This window comes from Streptomyces otsuchiensis, assembly GCF_004305975.1.
Classification (GTDB): Bacteria; Actinomycetota; Actinomycetes; order Streptomycetales; family Streptomycetaceae; genus Streptomyces; species Streptomyces otsuchiensis.
In genome coordinates this window covers 20415-40862 of sequence record NZ_BHZI01000004.1, presented here as the reverse complement: position 1 = coordinate 40862, position 20448 = coordinate 20415, and the positions used below count along the sequence as shown (strand labels likewise).

Here is a 20448-nt window from a genome sequence, read left to right as displayed (position 1 = left end):
GGCTGCGCCCGGACAGCCCGGGGCGGGGATCGAGGGCAGGCTGACATGGCGGGGACGGCTACCGGGAACAGGTTGCGCGACGGGTTGCAGGCGAGTGTGCGCGGACTGGCGCTCAGCGCGCTGTCCATCGGGGTGTCGCTGGGCCTCTTCATCGCGGCGGTGCTGTCGATCTCCTTCGTCATGCTGGGCGTCGGGCTGCTGACCACCCCGGCCGTGCTGGAACAGGTCCGCAACCAGGCGCAGCTGCGCCGGCGGCTGGCGCGCGAGTGGGGCGGCGTCGAACTGCCCTCCGCCTACCTGCCGTTCCCCGCCGAGCCGCGGCCGGGGGCGCTCGGGCAGGCGGAGCGCACCCTCTGGCTGCTGCGCGATCCGGCGACCTGGCGGGATGTGCGGTGGCTGCTCGCCGACGCGGTGGCCGGTTTCGCCACGGCGCTGCTGGCTCCCGCGCTGGTCTTCCAGGGGCTGCACGGGCTGGTGCTGGCGGCCGGGCTCTGGGAGCCGATCGTCTCGGCCTCCGGCACCCACTGGTACACCTTCATCCCGGTCTCCGGCACCACCACCGCCACCCTCGCGGGGGTCCTCGGCCTGGTGCTGGCCGTGGTCGGGATCGCCTTCGGCCCGGCGATCCTCCGCACACACTGGCGTGTCTGCCGGCCGCTGGCCATGAGCGAGAAGCAGGTGCTCACCCGCCGGGTGGAGACCCTGGCCGAGACCCGCAACGAGGCGCTGGACTCCTCCGCCGCCGAACTGCGCCGGATCGAGCGGGACCTCCACGACGGCGCGCAGGCCCGGCTGGTGGCCATGGGCATGAGCCTGGGCGCGGTCGAGGCACTGATGGAGAAGGACCCCGAGCAGGCGCGCCAGCTGCTGGCGCAGGCGCGGCGGAGCTCGGCGGAGACCCTGGAGGAGCTGCGGGACCTGGTCCGCGGCATCCACCCGCCGGTCCTCGCCGAACGCGGCCTCGGCGACGCGGTCCGCGCCCTGGCGCTGCGCGGCCATCTCCCGGTGGAGGTGACGGTGGACCTGCCCGGCCGGCTGGAGGAACCGGTGGAGTCGGCGGCGTACTTCGCGGTCAGCGAGGTGCTCACCAACACGGCCAAGCACGCGGACGCCGAGCGGGCATGGGTCGACCTCTCCCACGACGGCGCCCGGGACATGCTGCTGATCGCCGCCGGGGATGACGGACGGGGCGGCGCCGACCTCTCCGCCGGGACCGGGCTGCGCGGCGTCGAACGGCGGCTGGCCGCGTTCGACGGGGTGCTCGCCGTCTCCAGCCCGGTGGGCGGGCCCACCCGGATCAGCATGGAGATCCCCAGCCGGGTGACCACCACCGACGGCACCTAGCCACCGGGGGCAACTGGGCGCGGTCAGGAGCGCGGACGATTTGGACCATTGAATCAGTATGGATTTGGCACTGTGCCATGGACCATTTCGCGCGGCAGTCTGCCTGGATGACTGTTGAGTTCTGGGTGACATCGATCGTCGTGACGGCTACGCCGGGCACGGGTGCGCTGTTCACGATCGCTGCGGGCCTGGGCCGTGGCGTGCGGGCGGGGCTGGTGGCCGCGGCGGGGTCCACACTGGGGGTCGTGCCGCACATGGCACTGGCGGTGACGGGCGCGGCGGCGACGCTGGCGGCGAGTCCGGTGGCGTTCGAGGCGATCAAGTGGCTGGGCGTCGTCTATCTGGTGTACATGGCGTGGGGCAGCTGGCGTCAGACCGGCGTCCTTGCTCCGCTCGGCGAGAAGGAGGCGCCGGGAGGAGACGTCTCGACGGCGAGGGTGGTCGGCGGCGCGGTGCTGGTGAACCTGCTGAATCCGAAGTTGACGGTGTTCTTCTTCGTGTTCCTGCCGATCTTCGTCGACACCTCCGTCGATGGCGCCGCAATCCGAATGGCCGGTCTCGGCGCGCTGTTCATGGTGATCACATTGCTGATCTTCGCCGTCTACGGTGCGTGCGCGGCATGGATGCGGCGGTACGTGATCGGTCGCCCGATCGTGATGCGCCGAATCGGCCGCCTGTTCGCCGCCTCGTTCCTGGTCCTGGCCGTGATGCTCGCCTTCTCCCGGCGATAGCCGCAGAAGCCGCCGTCATGCGGAGGAGAGCCCGGAGCGGCTTCCGATGGTCTGGATCGCCGCATCGAGGCGGGCTGCGGGATGCGGGCCATAGCCGATGATCAGGCCCGGCGGCCCCGGAGCGTGGCGGTGTGCGGAGAGCGGCTGGACGGCGATGCCAGCCTCTTCTGCCCGCGCGGCGACAGCGGTGTCGTCGACGTGGCCGGGGAGCCAGACCAGAAGGTGCAGCCCGGCTGCGATGCCTTCGACCCGACAGCCGGGAAGGTGGTGGCGGATCGCGGCGACAGCGGCGTCGCGGCGTTCCCGGTGCCGCAGGCGGAGACCGCGCAGGTGCCGTTCCAGGACACCGGTGTCGATGAGCTCGGCGAGGGCGAGTTGCGGCAGAGCGGGCGACCCCTGATCGGTCGCCCAGCGCTTGCGGACGAGCTCCTCGTGCAGACAGGCGGGGGCGATCATCCAGCCGGCCCGCAGCCCCGGGGCGAGCACCTTCGAGAGGCTCGAGACGTGGACGATCCGCTCGGGAGCGGCGGCGTGCAGGGCGCGCACCGGAGCGCGGTCGTAGCGGTACTCGGAGTCGTAGTCGTCCTCGATCACGATCCCGTTCCGCCGCTCCGCCCAGGCGATGAGCTCCCGGCGGCGGGCAGGGGAGAGCACCACACCGGTCGGGAACTGGTGCGCCGGAGTGACCAGGACGGCGCGGGCGCCGGTGCGGGCGAGTGCGGCGACGTCCATCCCGTCCTGGCCCACGGGGATGGGATGGAGCGCGTCGAGCCAGTAGCCGAGGATGCGGCGGTTGCCCTCCGCGCCGGGGTCTTCGGTGGCGCATTCGGCGACGCCCCGGTCGCGTAGCACCTGGGCGAGCAGGCTCAGCGCTCCGGTGACACCAGCGGTGACGATGATCCGCTCTGGCGCGGCGGTGACGCCTCGGCTGCGTGCCAGCCAGCGGGCCAGCGCGGCGCGCAGTTGCGGAACGCCTTGCGGGTCGGTGTACCCCAGGTCGTGAGAGGTCGCCGTGGAAAGTACGCGGCGTTCGGCGCGCAGCCAGGCGGCACGCGGGAACGCGCTGAGATCGGGAACGCCGGCCGAGATGTTCAACAGCGCCCTGGGCGGCGGCTCCGCTTCCAGTGCTTCCCGTGCGGCCGGAGCCGAGGCGAACCGGGCAACCTCGGTGCCGCCACCGCGATTGGTGATGAGGAGGCCCTCTTCGGCCAGGCGGCGATAGGCCTCGACCACGGTTCCCCGCGCCACGGAGAGGTCACCGGCCAGCACCCGGCTGGCCGGCAGTCGTGTGCCGGGCGCCAGCGCGCCACCGGCGATCGCCTCCCGGAGCTCCTGGACGAGCCACGCCGTCCGACCACGGGGCGGCGCGTCGCCCGGGTCGAGATGGAGGAAGTCGGAGCCGGTCACTCGGTACACGATTCCACGTCGGCATCGGCGTCGACGCCGGCACAGCACGGCGGCGCGTCGCGTCAGATCGGCAGGTCGTCCGGGAACAGACGGAACGCCTTGTGCGGCCCCAGCGGGCGGACCGCGCGGAAGTCACGGCGATCAAGGGTCAGGATCGCGTCTGTGCCGTAGTCGGCGGCCAGCGCCACATTGACAGCGTCCGCGAGATCAAGGGCGAGCCCGGAATACCGCACCCGAAGGAACTGGGCAGCAGAGAGGTGCTGTTCTGTGATCGGTGGGCAGACGATCCGGCCGAGCGACATCCAGCGCCGGATGTCGTCAACGGCAGTGTGCGCCGCCTCCCTGCCCAATTCCCTGGTTGCCACGTGATCGAGCTCTGCGAGTAGCAGAGGCGACATGACGAGCAACCCGGCCGCTCTAATCGCCTCGTTCGCGGCGCCGTGATCTGGGTGCGTGTGATCCAGCGCCGCCAGCAATCCGGAGGTGTCAGCGATGACGACGATCATGCGGCATCTGGCTCCACACCACGGAGACTCGCGTCCGCCACTGCCTCCCGCACCTCCTGTTGGGAAGGGGAACGCCCCGATCCGGCGTAGGTACGCGAAAAGAGCGGCTCATCCCAGCTCTGGCTGGCGAGGGCCGCAAGGTGAATGCCCTCACGGATGATCTCCGCCTCGCTCACCCCGCGGCGCTGGGCGGCCCGCTTGATGATCTCCAGGTCGGCGGGGTCCGCGTAGACATTGGTGCGCTTCATCGACATGTACCTATGCTAGTACATACTGGCCCCACCGACTATCGGGAGCGGCTCCCGGCATCGGGCCGCCGATAGGCTGGGTGCATGCCCGACACGCCCGCCGCCCCTGCCGAGGAGCGGCGTCTGCGCGTCCTCGTCGCGGAAGACCTCTTCCTGTTGCGGGACGGCCTCGTCCGGCTGCTGGAGGCGTACGGGTGCGAGGTGGTCGCGGCCGTGGAGAGCGGCCCGGAGCTGACCCGCGCGTTCGCCGAACACCGCCCCGACGTGGCGGTGGTGGACGTGCGGCTGCCGCCGTCGTTCACCGACGAGGGGTTGCAGTGCGCGCTCGCCGCGCGCAGGGAGCGGCCGGGCACCCCGGTGCTGGTGCTCTCGCAGCATGTGGAACAGCTCTACGCGCGGGAGTTGATGGCGGACGGCACCGGCGGGGTCGGCTACCTGCTCAAGGACCGCGTCTTCGACGCCGAGCAGTTCGTGGACGCGGTGCGCCGGGTGGCCGGTGGCGGCACGGCGATGGACCCGCAGGTGATCCGGCAGTTGCTGGCGCGCAGCAGCAACCGGTCGCCGCTGGAGCGGCTGACGCCACGCGAACGGGAGGTGCTGGAGCTGATGGCGCAGGGCCGGTCCAACGCGGCCATCGCGGGCCGACTGGTGGTGACGGAACGTGCCGTCACCAAGCACACCTCCAACATCTTCCTCAAGCTCGGGCTGGAGCAGTCGGAGGACGACAACCGCCGGGTGATGGCGGTGCTGGCGCTGCTGGAGGGCGGCGCGTAGCCCGGGCCGGACGCGGCGCGGCGGCCCGGTCGTCACACGCGCGGAGCAGCGCGCGTTCCCGGCGTGCGCCCGACGCGGCCGCCCGCGCAACCGTCCACCACCCGTGCCGGTGAGTAACCGCCACGCCGGTCACTCGTTCAGCGGAGTGTGTCTTCCACTCCGATCCCATCTCGCCCTGACGGCCACACCCACCGCGGCGCGACCGCGACGGTGACCGCGCGACCCCAGGACGGCGGCGCCAGGGATTCCGGCCCGCTCGGGCTGGAACAGGCGGAGGCGGCTCTCGTCGAGCACTACCGCCGACTGGTGCGCCTGGCCTACGTGGTGCTGCCGACCTCGCTCGGGCGCCATCAGCGTGTCGTCACGGCGCATTCCATCGCCCAGCGGGCGCTGCCCGCCGCCAAGTCGGTGGCCGAGGAGGCCGCGGCAGTCCCCCGCCAGCGCACCCGGACGGGTCCGGGCACCGACCCGGGATACGCGCTGGTGCGGCTCCGGGTGCTGCGCGCCGCGCTGGACGCGGGCAGGTCGCCGCGCATCGCCGGACGCGAGGTCGGCTGGCTCCCCCGGCCGCCCGCCCTGCTGCCGAGGGTCTTCGGCCTCATGCTGCGTCCGCGCTCCGGTGGCGCCGACGAACTGGCTCTGGAACAGGCGCTGTCGGAGGTCTCCTCGGGGACCAGGGCGGCTTTCGCGCTGGGCCGGATGGAAGGGCTGAGCCGCGAGGAGGTCCGGACGCTGCTGCAGGCGGCGGGCGTCAGTGAGTCGCACGCACGTGGCGCCGTGACCTCCGCCGCGCGGCTGCCCGGCGCCGAGGAGGCCGAGCTGGCCGGTCCCGCGGCGGCGCCGCCGGCTCTCGACGACCCGTGCACCCTCCAGGCGCACCCCACCGATCTGCTTCGCCGGCGCCGGCGGCGCCGCGCGGCGCTGGGGATCGCGGCGGCGGTCGCGGTCGGCGCGGGTCTGCTGACGCTGCTGCCCGGTGACGGCGGCGCCTCCGGCAACCCGGCCTCCCGTCAGGCCCTGGACCCCTCGCTGATGGTGCGGGCCCAGGCCGGCTCCTGGCAGGACGCGTCCCGGCTGGACTTCGCCTCGTGGCCGCCGCGCGGTTCGGCGACCAAGGACACCGAACTGCTGCGCCGGGCCCTGGCGGTGTGGGCCGAACCGGACAACTCGGTCCGGGTATCCGCCACTCCGGGGACGGCCGTCGGCCCGGCGGCCGGTCCGCCGCAGCTGCTGTACGCGGGTGAGGTGGGCGACGCCCGGCTGGTCATCATGCACGACGGGCTCCGCCTGGTCCGTTACGGCGAGCCGCTGGAAGGCGCCGGTTCGGTACTGGACTTCGCGCGCACCGACGGTGCCGACGGCGGCACGTCGGCGGTGGTCCTCAACCGCGACGCGGATGCCACCCGCTACCTCACCGCGCCCTGGGTGGCCGGGGCAGGTCTGCACGACCTGCTGGTGCCGGGCGACGATGCCCAGGAGCTGGAACTGGACGAGGACGGGGTGACCGGTCCGGTGCCCAACACCTTCGGGCGCGAGGACTGCGTGACCTACCCGGTGGTCCGGTTCACCTCCGCCGCCGGGGACGGCGAAGCGGGTGCGTCCGGCGCTGTCCCGACGGCCCCCGCGCCGACCGTCCTCGCCGACCTCGGCGAGCTGCTGCCCGCGCAACTCACCTACGGTGCGCCGGGTTCGGCACCCGGCAGCCCGCTGTCGGCCGCCGCGGCCGAGCAGTGGGCGCGCACCGCCTGCCATCTCCAGTCCGTCAACGGCGAGGGGGTGCGCACGGTCAACAGCTTCGAGTTCGCGGCGCAGAGCCTGCCCGGCGGGGCAGGCGACGCCAGCTGGGTCTGCACCCGCGCGGAGACCTGGCGGGGCGACGGCGCCCGGGTGATGACCCAGTTCCAGAGCCCGCAGGCCGAACGCGCGGCGGCAGAGGCGCCGGGCATCGTGGTGACCCGCGCCGAGTCCACGGCGACGTGCGGTGACCGCAGCCCGGAGGTGGTCAGCGGCGTGCTGTGGAAGTCGGACGCGCAGGAGTGGTTCCTGCTGGCGGCGGGCAGCGCCGGGGTCACCTCGATCACAGCGGAGGGCGACCTGTCGGGCAGTTCCCCGTCCCGGACGCTGACCCTTCCGGCGGCGGAGGGGGCGGACGCCGAACTCACCGCCCAACTCACCGACGGCACCACCATCAGCGCGGCGGGCTGACCCGGGTCGCTCACACCGCGCGAGCCCGACGACGCCCGACGGGCGGTCGGTGGACGGGAGATCAACGATCCTCGCCAACCGGCCGCCCGTCGCGCCGTTCGGGCAGGACCAGCCGCGTACGCGGGGACAGGGCAACCTCGGCTGCCGTCTGCGGGGCGGGGCGCGCGAGCGCGGACCGTCGCCGGTGCGCGGCCACCCGTGCGCGCGAGGAACAGCTGGGTGTGCGCGCTGTGCTTCGCACTGGCGGGAGCGGGTGAGGGCCCGGTGCTGAGCGCGACCCTGCGGATTCGGGCGGACCACGCACCGCCGAGTGCCCGGGCGCAGGTCTTCACGCTCGGCGCCGGATTGAAGATCACGGCCGCCGCCGCGGGCACCGCACTGGCGGCACTCCTGGCCGGACGGCTGGCGCCGGAACAACTTCTACTGTTCATAGCGGCGTTGAACGTGGTCGCCGCGACGACGCTGATACCGGCGCCCCGCCCCCGGACGGCCGGGCCGGGCGGACCGGCCACCACCGAGACGGAGCGTGAATGACAGGCCCCCGCTTCCGCGCCGAGTGGCAGGCAGTCAGTTACGGCCAGAGGCAAGGGAAGTGGCCGGAAAGATTCGGTGAAGATGGCTCCGCCCGACCTGCACTCCAAAATTGTCATGTCCGGTGCCACTGCGGGAACGAGCGTCCCGACACCTGTGGTGGTGGGACGTTCCGCTTCCCTCGCTCACCGGCACGCGCGGTACAGCCGAACCGCGCGTGGCGGCGTGAGGGCAGACAGGGCCCAAAGGGAACGCCCGCCACCGGTACCGACCAGCTCTTTGGAGGAGCATTGTCCGGACGCACGTCGCGACGCGGGTTTCTGACCGCCGTCGCCGCAGCCGCTGGGGGCGCGGTTGCACTTCCCGTCATCTGCGCCAGCCCGGCGCTCGCCGCCGACTCCGGCGAACTCGCCGTGGTCAACCGGCCGAACCACCCCCACGCCCAGTACGCGCCGGGGACGGCCCAGTCAGAGTTCACCGAGCCGCTGAACGCCAGCGTCGACTGCGGACTGCACGGGAGGGCCGGCTGACATGGCTACCTTCGTGACCCGCGCCCAGTGGGGCGCACGCGCCCGGCGCTCCAGCAACACCAACATCACCCCGGCCGGCGGAGGGGTGTCGGTGCACCATGTGGACGGCGTCCGCGTCGCCCGCACCAACCACGCCGACTGCGCCGGCCAGGTGCGCGGCATCCAGAACCACCACATGGACACCAACGGCTGGACCGACGTGGCCTACAGCCACCTGGTCTGCGTCCACGGCTACGTCTTCGAGGGACGCGGCGAGGGTCAGCGCACCGCCGCCAACGGCACCAACCCCGGCAACCAGAACTGGTACGCCGTGTGCGGTCTGACCGGCGGCAGCGCGAGCAACTACGACCCCATCACGCCCGAGCTGATCGACGCCTTCCACATGGCGATATCCCGGCTGCGGTCCTCGGGCGGGGCGGCCAACGCCGTCAACGGCCACCGCGACCACGTCGCCACGACCTGCCCGGGCAACCTGTACCCGCTGGTGCAGGACGGGACGCTCAACCCCGGCGGCGGCGGTGGCGCACCGGCATGGCCGGGCGTCTACTTCCGGCAGCCCCCGGTGATGAACCACGCCAGCGTGGGCAGCTGGCAGTCGCGGATGAACAGCGCCCACGGCTTCAGCCTCGCCGTGGACTCCAGCTACGGCCCCGCCTCGGACAGCGCGTGCCGCACCCTGCAGAGCCGCGCCGGTCTGGTCGTGGACGGCGTCGTCGGACCGGACACCTGGAACGCCACCTTCGGCTGACCAGTGACCACAGCGCCCCGGTGCCGGGTTCCACGCCCCGGCACCGGGGCGCTGCCGTGTGTCCGGCCGCATCCGGCAACGCCCGGCAACGCCCCGCAACACGAGCGGGGCACCGGCGGTCCCGGTGCAGACCGTCGGTGCCCCGTGGACCGGGCCCCGTCTCAGTTCACGGTGAAGACCGCGACCGTGCGGGCCGGGACGTCGAACGTGCCCTGCGCGGCGTCGAAGGTGGCAGACCGCACCGTGCGGTCCGCGCCCCTGGCCTGCACCCGGTGGAGCGTGAACTCCTCACCCACCAGCGACGGGTGGTGCTGGTACTGGCGGTGCGGAGTGGCGTTGAAGACCACCGCGAGGTCACCGGCGCGCATGACGATCACGCCGGGGGTCTCCCGGTCGGTGCCCGACAGCGGGAAGGAGACCTGCTCCTGCACCTCGCCAAGGGTGGCCAGTCCGAAGGCGTCCTCGCCCGACCGGATGGTCAGCAGGTCCCGGTAGGCGCGGTCGGTGGCGCGGATCTCGTCACAGCCGACCGTCAGGTTGGGGTTGCTCAACAGCGGCTCGGCGTAGGGCCACTTGTCCTCGTTGTCCCAGGCAGGTGGGAGCCCCCGGCCGAAGCCGTTGCCGGCCGAGCAGTTCCAGTGGATGGCGTTGAACCAGTCACCGGAGTTGTAGCTGTTGCGGTCCAGCGACTTCGAGCGCAGCAGTTCGCTGCCCGCCTGGCCGAAGGCCGGGCCCTGGGAGAAGAGTGCGGTGGACATGGCCAGCACCTGCATCCGGGCACGGTCGGTGGCCGAGGTGCGCGCGGGCAGCTTGTAGGCCAGCGCGTCGTACAGCGCCTCGTTGTCGTGCTTGTCGACGTAGGCGACGGCCTCTCCCGGCGCCGCGGTGTAACCCGCCGGGGAGCCGTTGTAGTCGACATCGGCGCCGGTGACCCGGCGGCCGTCGGACGCGGTGAACTCGAAGTCGGCGAGGTTGCCGGTGAGTCCGACCTTGATGATGTCCTGGTAGGCCATCAGCCGGGCGCGCTGCTCGTCCTGGTCGCCGTTGGCCGGGGAGTCGTTGGGGTCGGTGTAGAGGCCCGTGGCGAAGCCCTGGACCCCGGGGTCCTCGTCGAAGGGACCGCCACCGCGCACCGCGTCGCGGGCCCGGTCGGAGAAGGTGGCGATGCCGGTGCCCGCCATGTTCTCCTGCGTGGCCTGCTCGAACCGGGCGTCGTCGGCGACCTCTCCGAAGTTCCAGCCCTCGCCGTAGACCACCACCGCGCTGCCGTCCACCCCGTGTTCCTCGACGGTGAGTTCGTCGAGGGCCGCGCGGACGTCCAACAGGTTCTGCTTGGGGTGGTGTCCCATGAGGTCGAAGCGGAAGCCGTCGACGCGGTAGTGCTGGGCCCAGAGCACCACGGAGTCCACCGTCAGCTTGCCCATCATGGCGTGCTCGGGGGCGGTGTTGGGACAGCAGGTGGAGTCGGCGATCGTGCCGTCCTCCAGCAGCCGGTGGTAGTAGCCGGGGACGACGCGGTCCAGGATCGACTTCTCGTCCTGTCCGGCGGCGAAGGTGTGGTTGTAGACGACGTCTACCACGACCCGCAGGTCGTTGTCGTTGAGGGAGCGCACCATCTCGCGGAACTCCAGGGTGCGCGCGGTGCCGTCCGGGTCGGTGGCGTAGGAGCCCTCGGGGACGTTGAAGTGCACCGGGTCGTAACCCCAGTTGTAGCCGTCCTGGTCGCGTACCTCCGCCACGCACGCCTGCTGCCCGGGAGAGTCCGGCGCGAAGGAGGGGAGGTCGCAGTCGGGTTCGCGGCGGTCGGCCGGCTCCTCGGGCACCGAGCCGGTGTCGTTGGTCGGGAGCAGATGGGCGTGGGTGGTGCCGGCCTTGGAGAGGGCCTTCAGCTGCCGTGCGCCGTCGCTCTTCTTCTCGGTGAACGCCAGATAGGTGCCGGGGTGCCGGGAGGTGTCGTCACCGATGGAGAAGTCCCGGACGTGCAGTTCCTGGATGGCCGCCTCGGCCAGCGGGACGGGAGCGGGCTTGCGGGCCTTGTCCCAGCCGCGCGGTGCGAGCTTCGGGTCGCCGAGGTCGGTGACGAGACTGCGGGCGGAGTCGGTGGTGAGCGCCGTGGAGTAGGGGTCGGTCACCTTGTTGGTGACGATCGCCTGCGCCTCGGGGGCCCAGACCGTGACGTGGTAGCGGTAGGGCTTGCCGTGCCAGCCGGTCTCGCCCTCCACGGACCAGACGCCGCTGGCGTCGTCACGGGTCATGGCGTGCTGCTCGCCGTCGAGTTCGAGCGTGACCTCCTGGGCGGTGGGTGCCCAGAGGGAGAGCACCGGCGTGCCGGGGGTGTACTTCTTCGGCTTGCCCTTGCCCTTCTCCTTCTCCTTGCCCTTTCCGGGCTTCGTCCCGTCGCCGTGGTGGAAGACGGGCCCGAGCTCGGCGTCGACGGCGGCCTCCGCGTAGAGGTCGTCGAGCACACCGGGGATCTGGACCCCGGTCGCCTGCGTGAGCGCGCCGTTGGCGGCGCGCTGGGTGGCGATCAGCTGCCCGCGCAGCGCCTCCTGCGCCCGGTGGGCGTCGCGGGGGTCGACGGCGAACGCCTGCTGGTCGGCGAGGTGCGGGAAGCGGGCGCGCTGGGCGTCGGTCAGCTCGGTGCGGCTCAGCCGCAGCCACTGGCCCTCGTCGGTCAGGGCGCCGTTCTCGACGCCGATCGCGCCGTCCGGATGGTGGACGAGCTGCTCGCTGCCGCCGGCCTGCGGTGTCACCGGCCAGACGACGGTCTCCTCGTCGATCCAGTGGGCGCGGGCCTGCGTCGGGTCGAGGACGGCGGCCGCGCCGCCGGCGGGGAGCAGGGGACGCTGGTGGCCGGAGAGCAGCCAGACCTCGTGACCGGTGGCCCTCAGGTCCAGTGACTGGTCACCGGGCAGGTCCTTCTCGTCCCCCTTGTGGAGGATGTAGTTGAGGGAAGCGGCACCGTCGGCCAGCGGAACCTCGAAGGTGACGCCGAACGCGTCGCTCTCCACCGGCTCCAGCGGACGGCTCCAGTCGGTCTCCTCGGCGGCGCCGGTCCAGACGTGGAGGCCCCAGCCGTCGTAGTCACCGCCGGGGCGGTGGTAGTGGACGCGGGCGACGGACTCGTCCGCGGGCGGGTAGACGTCCTCGGGGCGTTCGGTCAGCGCCTCCGGCTCGCCGGACTCGACCCAGATCTCGCCGGTGGCCGCCAGGTCGATGTGGCGGTCGGCGTCGGTGTCCTTGTTGCCGTCGCCGTCGACGATCAGGTAGTTCAGCTCGCTCGCGCCGGGGGCCAGCCGGATCCAGGCGAAGGCGCCGTAGGCGTCACGGCCGGTGAACGGGCGGCCCTGCGGCCACTCGGCGCCCTCCTCGTCCTCGTGGATGTCGCCCCACGCCCACAGCGACCAGTCGTCGTAGTCGCCGTCGGGGCGGTGGTAGTGGACGACCGCCCAGTCACGGGCGGTGGCGCTCGGCGGCTCCTCGGCGGGCGCGGCGCCCGCGGTGGTCTCGGCGACGGCCGATCCGGTGGCTCCGGAGGAGTCCACGGCGACGGCCTTGTAGCGCAGCGCGGTTCCCTCCGCGGTGGCCGCCGGGACGGTGTGGGTGACGCGGTGGGGCGGCTGGTCGGAGCTGCCCAGCACCTCCCACGGCCCGTCGCCCGTCTGCGCGGCGAAGACGACCCGGTTGAGTGCTCCGCCGGTGACCTCCGCGCCCAGGGTGACGGTGCCGTGGGAACCGGCGTCGGGCGGCGTGAGTTCCACGGTGGGCGCGGAGCCGGGTGCGGGCAGCGGCTCGGCGCCGGCCAGGACCAGACTGCCCAGGGCGGGGACGGTCAGTTCGACGGTCGCCTCGGCGGAGCTGGTGACGGTGGTGTCCCCGTCCGTCCCGTAGACCGCGTGGTAGTCGGCGGCCGGGGCCCCGACCGGCACGGTCACCGTGCGGTCCTCGGTCGCGTTGTTGACGGCCACCAGGTACTCGGTGCCCTCGGCGCGGTCGGTGCGGGTGTGGGCGTAGACGCCCGCGCCGTCCTCCGCGTACCGGACGGTCTGGGTGCCGTCGCGCAACGCCGGGTGTTCGGTGGTCAGTTCGGAGAGCGTGGCGATGGCGCGGTAGAGCGGGTGGGTGGTGTCGTACGCGTCGGCGTCGTGGCCGGCGTCGGTACCGATCCTGGTGTCCGCCAGGTAGAGCGGGGTCTGCGTGGCGAAGAGCGGGGCACGGGCGGCCTTGTCGCCACCGGAGCCGGTGAAGCCCTGTTCGTCGCCGTAGTAGACGACGGGGTTGCCGCGCGAGAGGAACATCAACTCGTTGGCCAGCCGCGCCCGTCGGAGCAGCTCGGCGTCATCGGCGTCGGGGTTGTCCTCGCGCAGGAAGTGGCCGACGCGGCCCATGTCGTGGTTTCCGAGGAAGGTCACCGACTGGTAGGCGTTGGACCAGGCGGTGCCGTAGCGGTGGTCCTCGGCGAACAGACCGGCGAGCCGCTGCGCGGAGCCGCCCTGCGAGACGTAGGAGCGGGCCGCCTCCTGGAACCCGAAGTCAAGGGTGGCGTCGAGCCGTCCCTCGGTGACGTAGCGGGCCTTCTCGGCGACGTCCGAGGAGTAGACCTCGCCGAACATGAAGAAGTCGTCCTTGCCCTGCGAGGCCGCGTACTCGTTCATCGCGGTGGCCCACTGGGTCCAGAAGCCGGTGTTGACGTGCTTGACGGTGTCGATGCGGAAGCCGTCGATGTCGAACTCGCCGACCCAGGTGCGGTAGATCTCCGCCATGCCCTCGACGACCTCGGGACGGGCGGTGAACAGGTCGTCCAGGCCGAAGAAGTCGCCGTAGACGCTGTTCTCGCCGGCGAAGGTGGAGTCACCGCGGTTGTGGTACATCGTCGGGTCGTTCAGCCAGGCGGGGACCTTCACCTCGCGCTCGGCCCCGGGGACGGCCGGGGTGTAGGGGAAGGAGTCCTCGTTCAGCTCGGGGAACGGCCCGCCGTCGGCGTGGTCGAGGTCGTCGAAGGGACGTCCGTCGGCGTCGAGATACGGGAAGGCGCCCTTGGAGAGGTAGTCGTAGCTGTTCTCGGCGTAGCCGATGACGTCGGCGGTGTGGTTGGTGATGACGTCGAAGAAGACCTTGATGTCGCGGTCGTGGGCGGCGGCGACCAGTTCGGCCAGTTCGTCGTTGGTGCCGAAGTGCGGGTCGATCCGGGTGAAGTCGGTGATCCAGTAACCGTGGTAGCCGGCCGAGAGGTCGTCGCCCTCGCCCTGTACCGGCTTGTTCTTGAAGACCGGCGCCATCCAGATCGCGGTGGTGCCCAGTCCTTCGACGTAGTCGAGGTTGTCGATCAGGCCGCGCAGGTCGCCACCGTGGTAGAAGCCCTCGTCGGCCGGGTCGTGGCCGTGCTCCAGCCGCCCGCCGTCGATCCCGGCGGTGTCGTTGGACTCGTCACCGTTGGCGAACCGGTCGGGCAGCACGAAGTAGAACTGCTCGGCGGTCAGCGGGTGCCGGTCGGGCTCGGCGGCCAGTTCGGCGTCGGTGGGAGGCGGCGGTGGCGGCGGCTCGGCGGCGGGTGCCGGCGACGCGTGGAGCAGCGTCGCCAGCACGCCTGCCGTGGCGGCGGCCGCCAGGCCCCGGCGGGTGGAGCGGGATCGCAGCACGGTGGGTGCTCCTCGGCGGTGAGAGTGCTGATGTGCGGATGGTGCCGACGATGGGGCGGGCCGCCCGGCGAGGTCGCCGGACGGCCCGTGGTCCACTCCGGGAACGGGTACGGGTACCGGTACAGGTACAGGCACAGGTACGGGTACGGGTACGGGTACGAGCGGGAGCGGAGCCGCTGGCGCGAACCTCAGTTGCGCCAGGTGTCGTTGAGCGAGACCAGGCCGCCCGCGCCGACGGTCGCGGAGCGGTTGGCGCCGGACTCCCAGGTGACCTGTGACTGGCCCTCGCGCTTGCGGAGGTACTTGTACTCGAAGGACGTCCCGGCGGTCATCGCCACCTCGCGCTTCCAGACGGGGTAGTCGGCCGAGCTGAGCGGCAGCGCGGCGGCCGGGTTCCAGTTGCCCAGTTCCGGGGTCGAGCCCACGACGTGGAGGGTCTCGCCCCACTGGGTGGTGGCGGTGACGCCGAAGGCGGCGCGGCCCTGGTCCGGGCCGGGCGCGGGGTTGCCGCCGCCTGCCGAGCAGTCGCGGGCACCGGCGTGCAGGGCGAGCGCCGTGCCGGCGGCCACCGACGCCTGGAACTGGCCGGAGCCGTTGACGGTCACGGTGCGGCCGGACTGCACGTCGCAGTAGTCACCGGCCGGCAGCGAGCTCTGGAAGGTGCGGTTGACCGCGGAGCCCTCGTGGTTGATGACCACGTAGCCGCGGTTGCCGCGGCCGAAGGCGATGATGTCGTTGCCGTTGTCCCACCAGTTGGTGACCTGCTGGCCGTCGGTGGCGTTGCGGAAGGCGACCATCGAGGCGATCTCGGTCCAGGCGTGCTGGCACTTCCAGTTGTTCTGGTAGCACGCCTGGACGTTGCCGCCGCTGGGCGGGCCGGCGTCGTAGTCGGTGAACTCGTAGCCGGAGTGGATGTCGGGGCTGCCGTAGGGCCAGGCCAGCATGAAGACGTTGGCCAGGGTGTAGGTGGAGCCGTCGCGGTAGGTGAGGGTCGAGCCGTTGCGCTCGGTGTCGTGGTTGTCGACGAACACCGCGGAGCTGCCGCTGGGCATGTAGCCCCAGCTCTGCCCGAAGTCGTTGAGGTAGGCGAGCCGTTCGTCTCGGAAGATCCGCTTGAGGTCGAAGGCGTGGCGGAACTCCTGGACGTCACCGGCCCCCAGGTACTCGGCGGGGTCGATCGCCTCGCCGGCGCCGTAGATCGCCTCCTGCTTCCAGTAGACGTCGCCTCCGTTGACCCGCGACTTGATCTGCTCCAGGTGGGAGGCGGGCATGTGCTTGGCCGCGTCCACCCGGAAGCCGGCGACTCCCCAGTCCAGCAGGGTGTTCATGTAGCCGGCGATGGTGTTCTGCACGTAGGTGCTGCCGGTGTCCAGGTCGGCCAGGCCGACCAGTTCGCAGTTCTGGACGCGCCAGCGGTCCCCGCCGTAGTCGCCGGGACGGATGTCCTCACGGCAGGAGCCGAAGTCCTGGGAGCCGTACACCCCTGGGTAGTTGTACTTGCTGTAGGAGGTGCCTCCGGTGCCGCTGCCCGAGCCGGCGGTCATGTGGTTGATGACCGCGTCGACGACGACGCCGACCCCGGCGTCGTTGCAGGTGTTCACCATGGACCGGAACTGCTGCTCGTTGCCGAGCCGTCCGGCGATCCGGTAGCTGACCGGCTGGTACTGCGTCCACCACTGCGAGCCCTGGACGTGCTCCTGCGGCGGGGAGACCTGCACATAGCCGTAACCGGCGGGCCCGAGGCGGTCGGTGCACTCCCGGGCGATGGAGTCGAAGTTCCAGGAGAAGAGGACGGCGGTCACGTCCTTGTCTCCGGGCGGCGCCGCCTGGGCGGTGGGGGCGGCGCTGAGGGTGACGGCGGCGAGGGCCGCCGCTGTGGCGGCGACGGCGGTGGTGCGCGCCTTCCGCAGAGTGCCGGATCTGGACCCGGTAGGGGACATGAACGCCTCCAGTGGACGTGGGGTGGGGCGTCCCGCCGCCGTCCCAGCGTCGGGATGCCCGGAGAGCCTGGAGGGGCAACGCGCCGTGCCCGCGAGGCCGTTGAGGGGAAATGGCCGTGCCCGGAGCTGCCTGAAATTTCTGCAACTCCTTGCAAGCAGGACCGTAGAGCGCGCTCACCCAGTGGTCAAGAGTTCTGACACAACCTTGCAATACAGGGGAGACACCGCCGCAACCTCTGTTGCAAGATATTGCGAACTGCTAGCTTCGGCAGCACCCCGGTCGGTCGGGGGCCGCCGCACGGCGGCCTCACGCGCCCGGCCGACCGGGCCCACCGGCCCCTCCCCCAGTCGTACCGTCCCGGCGGAACGCGCACACGCGCCGCGCGCGCCGGGTAACGTCGTGCCATGTCCCGTGCCACACGACCGGAGTGGACGGTCTACTCCCACTCCACCGACCCGCAACTCCACCCACTCGGACCGCCCCCCGTGCCCCGCGACCCGGACGGACGGCCGGTCGGCGCCCTGAGCTGGATCACCGGCCCGAGCACCGATCACGGCGTGCTGCGCACACTCGCGGTGCACACCGCCGGTGGCGACTCCCCCGCGAGTCTCACCACCTGGCGGCACACCGGACCGGGCGAGCCCGACCTCGGCCCCGCCGCGTGCCTGCGGCGCGACCTCGGCTTCCACCTCGGGGACAGCGCCCGTCAGACACCCGTGAGCGAGGAGCCGTACACGTTCGCCGGCCGGCCCGTCGCGGCGGTCACGGCACACGCCGAGGCGATGGTCTGGCGCGCGTTCGCCCTGGAGGGGGCGACCGTCACGCTGGCCCACCACGCCACGGAGGCGCCGGCCTGGCACGGCGTCCCGTCGCACTGACGCCCACCCGCGCGCCACCCCGGCGCCACGACGACCACCGCACCGTCACGCACCGCGCCGGCTCCCGTGTCCGTTCCGTCAGACGGCGGCCGGGAGCGGGGGCGGCGCGGTGGAGCCGCGCACCACCAGCTCCGGCTGGAAGACGAACTCGTTGTGGTGCGCCATGTTCCCGCCGACCTCCTCCAGCAGCGAGTCGACCGCCGCGCTGGCCATCGCCCGCACCGGCTGGCGCAGCGTGGTCAGCGGCGGGTCGGTGAAGGCGAACAGGTCGGAGTCGTCGTAGCCGACCACCGAGACGTCCTCCGGTACGCGCAGCCCCCGCTGCCGCGCGGCGCGGATCGCGCCGAGCGCCATCATGTCGCTGCCGCAGACGATGCCCGTGCATCCCGCCGCAAGCAGCGCACCGGCCGCCGCCTGGCCGCCCTCGACGCTGAAGAGGGTGTGCTGCACCAGCCCCTGGGCGGCCGCCTGTTCCGGCCCGAGCCCGACAGCGTCCAGAAAGCCGGCCAGCTTGCGGCGGACCGGTACGAACCGGCCCGGCCCGACGGCCAGGCCGATCGTCCGGTGGCCGAGGTTCCGCAGGTGGCCTACGGCGATCCGGGTCGCCGCCGCGTCGTCCGGGGAGACGAACGGCGCGGAGATCGCGTCGTTGAACCCGTTGATGAGGACGAACGGCACCCCGCGCCCGGCCAGCCGGACGTAGCGCGCCGGGTCGGCGGTGGTGTCGGCGTGCAGTCCCGACATGAAGACGATGCCGGTGACGCCGCGTTCGACGAGCTGGTCGACCAGCTCGTCCTCGGTGGCGCCGCCGGGTGTCTGGGTGCACAGCACCGGGGTGTAGCCGTGGCCGGCCAGGACCTGCTCTATGACCTGGGCGAAGGCGGGGAAGATCGGGTTGGTCAACTCGGGGATGACCAGCCCGATCAGCCCCGCGCTGCGCTGCCGCAGCCGCACCGGCCGCTCGTAGCCCAGCACGTCCAGCGCGGCCAGCACCTTCTGCCGGGTCGCGGCGGCCACACCGGTCTTGCCGTTGAGGACCCTGCTGACCGTGGCCTCGCTGACATCGGCCTGCCCGGCGATGTCGGCCAGCCGCGCGGGCCCGGCCGGGGCCTGGGTGAGGCGCCCGGCCGGAGCCTGGGTCACGCGGTCCACCACACAGTGGTGTCGGCCGGGAGCACACCCGAACCGTCGTAGGGCCCGCTGCTCAGCAGCACGGTGCCCTCGGCGAGACCGGCGGTCAACTCCACCGGGACATCGTTGGTGTTGACGGCGCAGACGAAGGCGGCGCCGCCCTCGGCGGTGCGGCGGAAGGCCAGCACCCCCTCGGGGGCGGTCAGCCACTCCACCCCGCTGCCCGCGCCCAGCGCCGGGTGCTCGCGGCGGACCGCGAGCGCGGAGCGGTAGAGCTCCAGCGTGGAGGACGGGTCACCGGTCTGCGCCTCGACGGACAGCTCGCCCCAGGAGGCGGGCTGCGGCAGCCAGCTGCCGCCGGTGCCGAAACCGAGCGAGGTCCCCTCGCGGGTCCACGGCAGCGGCACCCGGCAGCCGTCGCGCAGCCCGTCCTGGCCGTTGTCCTTGAAGAACGACGGGTCCTGGCGCACCTCGTCGGGGAGGTCGGTCACCTCCGGCAGACCCAGTTCCTCGCCCTGGTAGACGTAGGCGGAACCGGGCAGCGCCAGCATCAGCAGCGACGCGGCGCGGTCACGGCCGGGCACCTCGCCGAGGCGCGTGCGGTGGCGCACCACGTCGTGGTTGGAGAGGACCCAGGTGGTGGGGGCGCCGACCGGGCGCATGGCGTCCAGCGAGGAGTCGATGACCCGGCGCAGCTCGGCGGCGTTCCACCCGGTGTTGAGGTAGTGGAAGTTGAACGCCTGGTGCAGCTCGTCGGGGCGCAGGTAGAGCGCGGTGCGGTCCTCGCTCGGTGTCCACGCCTCGGCGACGCCGATGCGCTCACCGGGGTAGGCGTCCAGGATGGTGCGCCAGTCGCGGTAGATCTCGTGGACGCCGTCCTGGTCGAAGAAGGGCAGCTGCTGGTTGCCCAGCAGCTTCAGCTGCCCGGCCCGGCCCATGTCGGGCAGCCCCTCCGCCTTGACCATGCCGTGGGCGACGTCGATGCGGAACCCGTCGACACCCCGGTCCAGCCAGAAGCGCAGCACGGAGCGGAACTCCTCCCGGACCTCGGGGCTGTTCCAGTCGAAGTCGGGCTGCTCCGGGGCGAAGAGGTGGAGGTACCACTCGCCGGGGGTGCCGTCGGGGTCGGTGGTGCGGGTCCAGGCGGGGCCGCCGAAGATCGACTCCCAGTCGTTGGGGGGCAGTTCGCCACTCTCGCCCTTGCCGGGCCGGAAGTGGTAGCGCGAGCGCATGGTCGACCCCGGCCCCTCGCGCAGCGCCTGACGGAACCAGACGTGCTGGTCCGAGGAGTGGTTGGGCACCAGGTCGACGATGACGCGCAGCCCGAGACCATGGGCGTCGTCGATGAGGGCGGTGGCGTCGTCGAGGGTGCCGAACATCGGGTCGATGGCCCGGTAGTCGGAGACGTCGTAGCCGGCGTCGGCCTGCGGCGAGGCGTAGAAGGGGCTCAGCCACACGGCGTCCACCCCGAGGTCGGCCAGGTGCGGCAGCCGGGCACGGATGCCGGGGAGGTCGCCCATGCCGTCGCCGTCGGCGTCGGCGAAGGAGCGGGGGTAGACCTGGTAGATGACGGCTCCGCGCCACCAGTCGGGCGTCAGTTCACGGGCGGAGTGGGCCTCGGCGGGCGCTGCCTGCCCCGCGGCGGGGGTGGCCGGCTGGGTGCGGTCGGCGAGGTGGTGGGTCATGTCTTCCCTGGGTTCGTCGGGTTCGGCCGGAGGGTGCGGCACCGGCGCGTGGGCCGGAGGTCGGAACCGGCCGGTCGGGCCGCTTGCGCAGTCGGAGTGGACGGGGAGAGGGCGGGCCCGCCGGCCGCCCGCCGCGGCCCGTCGGCCGCG

15 protein-coding genes are annotated in these 20448 nt (G+C 72.4%); 8 read left to right on the top strand and 7 right to left on the bottom strand.

Annotated elements, in window-relative coordinates:
* Positions 1-45 precede the first annotated feature (45 nt).
* Together E0D90_RS00870 and E0D90_RS00865 are read left to right on the top strand one after the other, a co-directional pair.
* The gene (locus E0D90_RS00870; RefSeq protein WP_130796246.1) at positions 46-1344 is read left to right on the top strand and encodes a sensor histidine kinase; all 1299 of its coding nucleotides are present in this window, start codon (positions 46-48) and stop codon (positions 1342-1344) included.
* Between the two features lie 107 nt (positions 1345-1451).
* Complete coding sequence (locus E0D90_RS00865) at positions 1452-2075, top strand: LysE family translocator (protein WP_130796245.1); 624 nt, start codon at positions 1452-1454, stop codon at positions 2073-2075.
* Between the two features lie 15 nt (positions 2076-2090).
* Here E0D90_RS00865 and pdxR read toward each other — a convergent pair whose 3' ends face one another.
* The 3 genes from pdxR to E0D90_RS00850 form a co-directional block, all read right to left on the bottom strand.
* Complete coding sequence (gene pdxR / locus E0D90_RS00860) at positions 2091-3482, bottom strand: MocR-like pyridoxine biosynthesis transcription factor PdxR (RefSeq protein ID WP_130796244.1); 1392 nt, start codon at positions 3480-3482, stop codon at positions 2091-2093.
* 62 nt (positions 3483-3544) lie between these two features.
* Complete coding sequence (locus tag E0D90_RS00855; RefSeq protein WP_130796243.1) at positions 3545-3988, bottom strand: PIN domain-containing protein; 444 nt, start codon at positions 3986-3988, stop codon at positions 3545-3547.
* Positions 3985-4242: a ribbon-helix-helix domain-containing protein gene (locus E0D90_RS00850; RefSeq protein ID WP_130796242.1), complete on the bottom strand. Its 258-nt coding sequence runs from the start codon at positions 4240-4242 to the stop codon at positions 3985-3987. The genes E0D90_RS00855 and E0D90_RS00850 overlap by 4 nt, the downstream gene beginning before the upstream one ends.
* Positions 4243-4359: 117 nt before the next feature.
* Between E0D90_RS00850 and E0D90_RS00845 the strand changes: the two genes are divergently transcribed.
* From E0D90_RS00845 to E0D90_RS00825, 5 genes are all read left to right on the top strand, one after another.
* Positions 4360-5010 (top strand): response regulator transcription factor, encoded by a 651-nt coding sequence (locus E0D90_RS00845; protein ID WP_130796255.1) that lies wholly within the window; start codon positions 4360-4362, stop codon positions 5008-5010.
* 210 nt (positions 5011-5220) lie between these two features.
* Entirely contained in the window at positions 5221-7215 is a 1995-nt protein-coding gene (locus E0D90_RS00840; RefSeq protein WP_130796241.1) for a hypothetical protein, read from the top strand.
* A 198-nt stretch (positions 7216-7413) separates the two neighbouring features.
* Positions 7414-7749 carry a hypothetical protein gene (locus E0D90_RS27565; RefSeq protein ID WP_438827357.1) on the top strand — a complete coding sequence of 112 codons (336 nt, stop codon included), beginning with the start codon at positions 7414-7416 and terminating at the stop codon, positions 7747-7749.
* Between the two features lie 287 nt (positions 7750-8036).
* Positions 8037-8276 (top strand): twin-arginine translocation signal domain-containing protein, encoded by a 240-nt coding sequence (locus E0D90_RS27330; protein ID WP_157996792.1) that lies wholly within the window; start codon positions 8037-8039, stop codon positions 8274-8276.
* A gap of 1 nt (position 8277) precedes the next feature.
* Positions 8278-9024, top strand: a complete 747-nt coding sequence (locus E0D90_RS00825) for a peptidoglycan recognition protein family protein (protein ID WP_103500952.1) — start codon at positions 8278-8280, stop codon at positions 9022-9024.
* A gap of 161 nt (positions 9025-9185) precedes the next feature.
* On the opposite strand, the gene pulA is transcribed toward E0D90_RS00825, so the two are convergent.
* Together pulA and E0D90_RS00815 are read right to left on the bottom strand one after the other, a co-directional pair.
* Positions 9186-14663, bottom strand: a complete 5478-nt coding sequence (gene pulA / locus E0D90_RS00820; protein WP_130796239.1) for a pullulanase-type alpha-1,6-glucosidase — start codon at positions 14661-14663, stop codon at positions 9186-9188.
* Between the two features lie 188 nt (positions 14664-14851).
* On the bottom strand, positions 14852-16603 hold the full coding sequence (locus tag E0D90_RS00815; protein ID WP_130796238.1) for a carbohydrate-binding module family 20 domain-containing protein: 1752 nt from the start codon (positions 16601-16603) through the stop codon (positions 14852-14854).
* Between the two features lie 405 nt (positions 16604-17008).
* Here E0D90_RS00815 and E0D90_RS00810 point away from each other — a divergent pair, with 405 nt between their 5' ends.
* Complete coding sequence (locus tag E0D90_RS00810; RefSeq protein ID WP_130796237.1) at positions 17009-17482, top strand: hypothetical protein; 474 nt, start codon at positions 17009-17011, stop codon at positions 17480-17482.
* 78 nt (positions 17483-17560) lie between these two features.
* Here E0D90_RS00810 and E0D90_RS00805 read toward each other — a convergent pair whose 3' ends face one another.
* A complete protein-coding gene (locus E0D90_RS00805; RefSeq protein ID WP_130796236.1) occupies positions 17561-18637 on the bottom strand; it encodes a LacI family DNA-binding transcriptional regulator in 1077 nt (358 codons plus the stop codon).
* Positions 18622-20298 (bottom strand): glycoside hydrolase family 13 protein, encoded by a 1677-nt coding sequence (locus E0D90_RS00800; RefSeq protein WP_130796235.1) that lies wholly within the window; start codon positions 20296-20298, stop codon positions 18622-18624. The genes E0D90_RS00805 and E0D90_RS00800 overlap by 16 nt, the downstream gene beginning before the upstream one ends.
* Between the last annotated feature and the right edge of the window lie 150 nt (positions 20299-20448).